Annotated in this window: 3 protein-coding genes; 2 read left to right on the top strand and 1 reads right to left on the bottom strand. The window is 33.3% G+C overall.

Translation table 11 applies throughout. The features are described 5' to 3' along the window. On the top strand, nt 1-3,476 hold a 3,476-nt coding region (locus ACRBBL_RS26590), incomplete at its 5' end, for a T9SS type B sorting domain-containing protein (protein ID WP_431372144.1). Between the two features lie 77 nt (nt 3,477-3,553). Here ACRBBL_RS26590 and ACRBBL_RS26585 read toward each other — a convergent pair. After that, nucleotides 3,554-4,915 carry a hypothetical protein gene (locus tag ACRBBL_RS26585; protein WP_431372143.1) on the bottom strand — a complete coding sequence of 454 codons (1,362 nt, stop codon included), beginning with the start codon at nt 4,913-4,915 and terminating at the stop codon, nt 3,554-3,556. Between the two features lie 371 nt (nt 4,916-5,286). Here ACRBBL_RS26585 and ACRBBL_RS26580 point away from each other — a divergent pair. Next, a partial coding sequence (locus ACRBBL_RS26580; RefSeq protein ID WP_431372142.1) for a choice-of-anchor L domain-containing protein occupies nt 5,287-6,344 on the top strand: 1,058 nt, incomplete at its 3' end.

Below are 6,344 nucleotides of genomic sequence, written 5' to 3'. Positions count from 1 at the left end.
CAACGGTTCAAACGATGACTATTACGGTAGTGTCAATAACTGCTAATTCTTCTCCAGCACCTTTAGAGTACTGTGATACAGATAATGATGGTTTTGGTGTTTTTACTTTGAGTGATGCTATTAACCAAATTACGGGCGGAGCTACAGATGTTACAGTAAGCTTTTACGAAACACCAGAAGATGCTGACAATGCTGTAAACCCATTAATGAATACGTATACCAACATCAATGCCGATAATCAAACAATCTATGTACGTATAGAACATGTTGTTTCAGGATGTTTTAATGTAGTTGCACTAGATTTAATTGTACATCATATTCCAGAAATTGCTGCTTTAGATGCTGTAAGTTTGGCAGAATGTGATGATATTTCCGCAAACCAAATTGCGCAATTCGATTTAACGCAGAGTGAAGCAGATATTTTAAACGGTGAAGATCCTACGACACATACAATTCGATACTATAACACACAGGTAAATGCTATCGCTGGAACTGCTACGGGAGAAATCAACAATCCGAATGCGTACAGTAACATTCCACCAAGTCCAGAAACAATTTGGGTACGTGTGGAAGATCAAACTACAGGCTGTGTTGGTATTACCAACTTAACATTAATAGTCAATGAACTTCCAGTTCTTGTACAGCTTACAGGTTTGGAACTTTGTGATGCTGTTAGCTTAAATGACGGTATGGAAGTATTTGATTTAACTTCATTAGCTGAAGATTTACTAAACAGCATGCCAGGTATTAGCTTGCAATACTATGCAAGTGCAGCAGATTTAACGAACAATATACCAATTGCCAATCCAACAATGTATAGTAATGTAGAGGTTGGAGTACAAACGATCTTTGTAAAAGGAACCAATGATACTACAGGTTGTGAAAACACTATTACCTTTGACATTCGTGTAAATCCACTGCCAAGCCCAACACTAGATCCAAACGGGATGTTAACAGCTGATATCTGTGATGATGATAATGACGGATTTGCTAGTTTTGACTTAACGAGTTTAACAAGTGCTATTATCAACAATGAACCAGATGTAGTATATACTTTTCATGAAACAGAAACAGGTGCCAACAATAATTTAGACGCACTGACAAGTCCATACACTAACATTGTAATGGATACTCAAACCTTATATGTATTGGCTACCAATACTGTAACAGGATGTTTTACAGTAACACCATTAATTATAAGCGTAAGTCAAATTCCAGAATTGCCTCTAAATATTACAGATCTAACGGTTTGTGATCAGGCAGATAGTTTAAATGGAATTACAATGTTTGATTTGACTCAGACACAAACAGAAATCTATGGGACTCAAACACCAGGAGATTATACACTAACGTATCATGAGAGTGAAGCAGATGCAATAAATGGATCAAACCCAATAGTGAACTTAACGAGTTACACTAACATTATAGCGAACCAGCAAACGATTTGGGTACGATTAGAACACAATACGACTAATTGTTATGCTATTGGAAGTTTTGACCTCATTGTAGCAGGACCTCCAGTATTAGTGCAACCAACACCATTTGCTTTATGTGATGATGCAGAAAGTGGTGATCAAAGTGATGAACTTACAACTTTTAATTTAACCGATAAGTATTTGGAAATTACAGGCGGCGACACCAGTTTAACGCTTTCTTACTATGCAAATGCAGCTGATTTAGCCAGTGATGCACCAATTGTTGATCCGACAGCATATCAAAATGTAGTGAATCCACAAATACTTTATATAAGAGCTACCAATGCGGCTGGATGTACTACTGATATTACGATGACACTTCGCATACTTCCAATTCCAACACCTAACCCAATGCCTGAGCCACTCACGGAGTGTGATGATGATATTGATGGTGTTTTAACCTTTGATCTAACTTTGTCAGAGGCAGAGATTGTGGATAATGAGAACAATGTAACAGTGAGCTATCATGTAACTCAGATGGATGCAGCCGACAATCTGAATCCAATTATAGATCCAACAATGCATATGGTAGATATGGCAACAGCCAATGCAAATGGACAGGTGATTATTTATGTGCGTGTGCAGAGTGATGTTCAGATTGATAGTAACATGTTACCTTGTTATACCATTGTTGAATTGCCAGTAATTGTACATCCATTACCAGTACTTACTGATACCGATTTCAATTTTGTTTTCTGTGAATATGACGCTGATAATACAGGACAGTTTGATTGGGATGTAGTAACAGCTTCACTTAATTTACTAACTGCACCACAGGATGTGAATGACTTTACAATAAGTTATCATCCAACGGTAGCGGATGCTTTAGCTGGTACAGGAGCCTTAACCAATGGGTTTGAAAATACAACTGATCCACAGACAGTATTTATCAGAGTGGAAAATACTACTACTGGATGTGTCAATACAAATAACATTGCAAGTTTAGAACTTAGTGTAGAGCCAATTCCAACGGCAACTGCGCCATCAACTTATGAATTATGTGCTAGCGATGAAACAGATCAAAATACAGCAGTGTTTGATTTAACAAGTTTGGATGCAGTTATTATTAACGGTCAAACCAATATGGTAGTATCTTATTATGAAACAGCTACGGATGCAGCTGCAAATATAAATGCTATTGCTAATGCAGATTCGTATACCAATACATCCAATCCGCAAACCTTATATGCAAATGTACGTCAAACCATTACAGGATGCATCTCCGATCCAATTATAGTAAATCTACAAGTAAATCCATTACCAGTCTTTACGTTGCCAGCAGATGATGTTTTATGTATAGATGCTGACACAGGAATCGCTTTAGATATTAGAACTATTGGTGTAGATTTTGGAGCTGGATATACGTATCAATGGACAACACCAAATGGAACAGCAACTACTGCTACAATAGAGGTTACAACCATTGGAACATACAGCGTTATAGTAACTGATGAGAATCATCCAACCAATTGTACCTACACAGATAGTGTAACTTATGAAGCATCATCTGCGCCAAGTGTACTCGATATTCAAGTTACTACACCTGCTTTTGCAGATGTACACAATGTGACAGCAACGGCTTCGGGTGGCTCCGGAAATTATGAGTATCAATTGGATGATGGAGAATGGCAAATAAGTGGTGAGTTTCTAGATTTACAACCAGGAGAACATGTCATTACTGTAAGTGATACCAATGGATGTGGAGAATTAATAAGAAACTTTTTAATTATAGATTATATGAAGTTCTTTACACCAAATGGTGATGCTTATAATCCAACATGGAATATCATCGGATTACAAAACCAACCAGGAGCTAAAATATACATCTTTGATAGGTATGGAAAATTACTCAAACAAATCAGTCCTGCAGGACAAGGATGGGATGGAACTTTCAACGGAAATCCAATGCCGTCAAATGATTATTGGTTCAAAGTAGAATATGAAGATCCATTTGATGGATCGCCAAAAGAGTTTAAAAATCACTTTACGCTGAAAAGGTAATATGACTTCTTAAAAATTAAACAATTTCAATAATGTAATTCCTAATAGCTATTTATTTAAAGCTAATCAAATAGTTATTAGGATGCATTTGATTTTACATAATTTAGATAAAAACAATTCGAAACGCTAGATGGTGAAATTTCCAATGCATCTAGTTCTGTGGATAATTTTTCATACTCTTTCAATTTGATCTTTGAATGAGGATTTTTTGAAATTTTAGAGATAATATTTATTATTTTCTTTTCAATAGGATTAATCTTAAAAATAGGAAGATACTTTTTTCTAAAACCATCAATATTATAGAGAGTCACATCATAATTTTCTAATTCAAAATGAATGATAATATTCATAAGCTCAGTTTTGATATATACAGAAGGCTTTTGTTTTAATTTATACTCGTTGAATATGGTATTAACAAATTTTAATGCGGCCGAAAGATTTTTATTAAGAAAGTGAATACAAGCAAAAATATAGTACAAGTCTATATAATAATAGGGCTCTATTTTATACTTGTTTTTTAATATTGTCTCTTTTATTTTAACCATAGTTTCATGCGCAATGTCTATATTATTATTAAAAATAAAGTGCTCTAACTCTGCTTTTGATGTGTGAAAAAAAATACGCTCTTCAATAACATCTTTTTTAAAACTTAAGGTTGAATCGAGGCTTCTCAACATATTTATTTTTTCATAAAAAATAGAGCGTTCATAATTTCTATGAATATCAATTATTCGAATGTAAATTGATATAAAATCCAAAGGGTTCTCTTTTTTGTATTGAATGTTATCATTAAAAACTTGGATGGTTTTTTCTAAAAAAAGTAATTCATTAGGTAAGTCTTTTTCGATAAAATAAAAATTAGAAAATATTAAATAAAAGAAAACACGCGACTGTATAGACATTAAATCATTAATGCCATTTACAACTATAGGGTTATTTTTAATAACTTCTATTTCTTTTAATAGTACGTCGGAAGATATTTTATCAACGTTTTTTTTTAAATAATAACTTTGGTAATATAAATCGGTAATAGTTCTGTTTAAAGAATATGATTTAAAATATAAATCAATAGTATTATTTAGCGCCATTGCACTATAAAAACCTTTAGAATATCCTAAGCATTTTTTTTCCCAATTCAATAGATCTAACATCAAAGCTCCATTTTCATTCAGTTTAATTATTCGCTTTGTTTTATCTATTAGCTTCAAGCATTCATCATATAATCCTTTTAGAAACATGATTTCAATAGATATCATATTACTTTTTACTTTCAGGTCAGTGGTTTTATTTAAGTTAAACTCATTAAGTGAACGTAATATGAGTTTATTTAAATAATTAAAATCAGAAGAAAGGTTTTTTGATTTATATTTTTTAGATAATAAAGATTCTTTGATGGAGTCATCGCTTAAATTCGAATTCTTATTTAGTAAGGTAAACATGAACTCATATTTGTTCTGACTTCCTATAGTATGACGTTTGCAATAAATCTTGAAATACCTTTTTTCATTCATATTCATTGAAGAAATCAGTTTAGAGCTCAGTGTTTTAGTCATAATATTTTATTTCTAATTCCTTAAAAATACTATTTTTTTAACTATGATCTTGTATTAGATAAAATTAAATTTGAGTTTTTATTACATATTTACTTACAACCTTAATTAAACTGTAGTTCACTATAGATTTCCCTATCATACATCGAAAAAAAGTGAGGTGCAGTTTGATTATTTAATAAATTATGAAACATTCTGTGTTAGAAATAATACCCAAAATTTATATTATTTCTCTTCCTCAACCAATAAAAGATATTTGTATGAAAAAGAAAACTACCTTGAAATTATTATTGGCTTTTCTTATTTTCTTTGGCTTTAGTAAAGTCAATGCTCAAATTAGTATTGATAACACGTCACATACAATTACACAATTGGTTGATGGAGTATTAATTCCCTCAGGAAGTGGTACTGTTATCTCAAATGTCAGCTTTCAAGGTGTTTACAATAATGGCAATAGATATCAAGTAGGTTACTTTGCTACAGCAACCACAACTTTAAGCGAAATGGGATTTGCAGAAGGAGTTGTTTTATCAACGGGAAATACTTCTACAATTCCGTTAGCACTTGGGTCAAATCCTGCTGCAGCTGGGCAAATGGCAACATCGTATACTTCTTGTACTTCTGGAGAAATTAGAGAATCAGGAACTTGTAGTACCAATATTAACGATTTAAACATTTTAGCAGGAAGCAGAAATTATTTCAATGCTTCTATATTAGAATTTGATTTTGTTCCTGTTGAAAGTACAGTCTCTTTTAGATACGTTTTTGGTTCTGAAGAGTATGAAGATAGTAGCGGGTTTATCAATTACCAATGCTCTTCATATAATGATAGTTTTGGTTTTTTAATAAATGGACCTGGAATTACAGGTGGACAAGGATATACAAATGATGCTGAAAATATAGCATCGTTGGCGAATGGGTCTGATGTATCAATCAATTCAGTAAACAATGGAGTTGTAGGTAGCAGCGGAGGTTCACCTAATGCTAGCAATTGTACTTCTGCAAACTCAAACTGGGTTGCAAATATGGTTACAGCTGAATATTTGGGTCCTATAGATGGAACGCAACTTAATGGAAATACGAGAGCTCTTACTGCAACAAAAACGGGCTTAATACCAGGGCAAACATACCACATAAAATTAATCGTTACGGATGTAAATGATGCTACATACGATAGTGTAGTGTATTTAGAAGCTGGAAGTTTTACCACTGAACCTTGTGGTGTTTCAGTTTCTGATCTAACAAGCAACAGTCCAATCTGTAGTGGCGACGATGCAGTCTTTACCATCACAGGAACAGCCAATGCAACGGTAAGCTA

Origin of the sequence: Kordia sp. (assembly GCF_050633145.1) — a bacterium.
Taxonomy (GTDB): Bacteria; Bacteroidota; Bacteroidia; order Flavobacteriales; family Flavobacteriaceae; genus Kordia.
This window is presented reverse-complemented; position numbering and strand designations above follow the sequence as displayed.